Source organism: Clostridium sp. UBA2485 (genome assembly GCF_002341865.1).
Lineage (GTDB): Bacteria > Bacillota > Clostridia > Clostridiales > Clostridiaceae > Clostridium_J.
This window is the reverse complement of sequence record NZ_DDOV01000106.1, coordinates 1-1,705: the sequence shown is the minus strand read 5'-3', so window position 1 is coordinate 1,705 and position 1,705 is coordinate 1. Positions and strand designations below refer to the sequence as shown.

At 30.7% G+C, this 1,705-nt stretch carries 1 protein-coding gene and 1 pseudogene; both read right to left on the bottom strand.

Annotated elements, in window-relative coordinates:
- A partial coding sequence (locus B3603_RS19535) for a hypothetical protein (RefSeq protein ID WP_291568060.1) occupies positions 1–214 on the bottom strand: 214 nt, incomplete at its 3' end.
- Positions 215–229: 15 nt separating this feature from the next.
- Positions 230–1,705, bottom strand: a pseudogene (locus B3603_RS19530) (hypothetical protein); the annotation flags it as partial.

Below are 1,705 nucleotides of genomic sequence, written 5' to 3'. Positions count from 1 at the left end.
ATTCTTCTTTTGTTGGTTCATCCTCTTCATATTCATGAGTTATCTTTCCGTGTTGTCCATAGCTTTTCTCAATTACATCTAACCAGTATTCAAATTCATCATTTTTACATTGGTATTCAAGTTCTCTTAACTCTTTTTTATATTCATGTTCATTTGTTTCTTTATCAAAATTATCCTCTATAACTTCCATATTATAATATTTTATTTTATGCATTTGCATTTCTCCTTTTTATGGTATTACCCTTGTTTCAAAGCTTGTTGTTGTAGTTCCGGCTACAATAAACCAATAAATATATTTTCCAGTATTTTCTTGCTCTATTGTGCAATTGATATTTGATGATAAATGACTCCCTGTAAGAGCGGTTAAATCCTTACCACTTATATTTTTAATTAAGTTATGTTTAAAATTACTTCCAAAAGTAGTACTTCGGATATCTGGCATAAATAAATTATAACTACAATTACTACCGAAGTTATTACTACTAGAAGTTCCAGAAAAGTTATTACCATAACAACTATTGCCAAAAGTGTTCCTATAACATGTATTACCAAAGTTATTTCCATCAAAATCAGAACCTATAGTGTTGTTTTCAAAACGATTACCTATCGAATTCCTTAATGCCCCATTACCAAAACTATTTTCATAACAATAATTACCAAAACTATTGTAATTACCAGAAGTACCAAATATATTTTTATAACAAGTGTTACCAAAGCTATTATTTTGGCAACTATGACCAAAATGGTTACTATAACACCTATTACCAAAGCTGTTATTAATACAATTAGTACCAAAAGTATTATTGTTGCAATAATTTCCAAAACTATTATTGCCACATGATGCTGAAAAATAATTTGAACTGCACCAATTTAAAAAACTGTTTGCACTACAACCACTTGTAAATATATTGTCATTACCTCTACCAATAAAAGTGTTGCTATATGAACTTGAATTGAATGTATTGTTATAACATCTAGAACCAAGTGAATTACTATAGCATCTATCAATAAATACATTGTTGTGCAATAGTGGTGCATCAAATGCAACTATAGTATTGGCAACACATCCAGTCCCAAATGTAGGTACTTCTACTAAAACACCCCTCATTAATTCTATATCTTTGGCTATTTTGGTTTTTTCGTTTATCAATAATGGTGTGTCTAAATCGGGATATACTTCATAAAAAACGTTGGTGTCTGTCGGACTTGTGGGTGTATTGGTATTCTTAGCCATCCATAGTTTGTTGTCAGCTTTGTAAACGTGTGACATACTAGGAGTACCAGAATCCCAAATACGATAAGCCATCAAAACACCTTCACGATAATAGTTAAGAGCAGGTTTATATCTTGCCCATAACATTGTACGCCAATCTTGCGGAGCATCATTTTTACTTATAGGGTCATATCTTCTTAATATAAACCCGTAACGGGGTGTCAATTTATCCTCACATAAATTATCATCAAAATCATACCACACCACATCCGACGGGTATTTTGTGCTAAATACAATGGGTTCAAATGTGTTTTTACTACTTGCAGTTAGGATTAATTCTTCTACTTCCATTTCCTTAATAACTAAAGTTGTGGGTTGTTGGTATCGTGTTCTATATCTTAATAAATACTTTTTACCTTCAACTAATTGATTATTTTCCTTTAATTCTTTTAATTCAGCATAAGTTTTTCTTTGTTGTATTATTTGTGACTC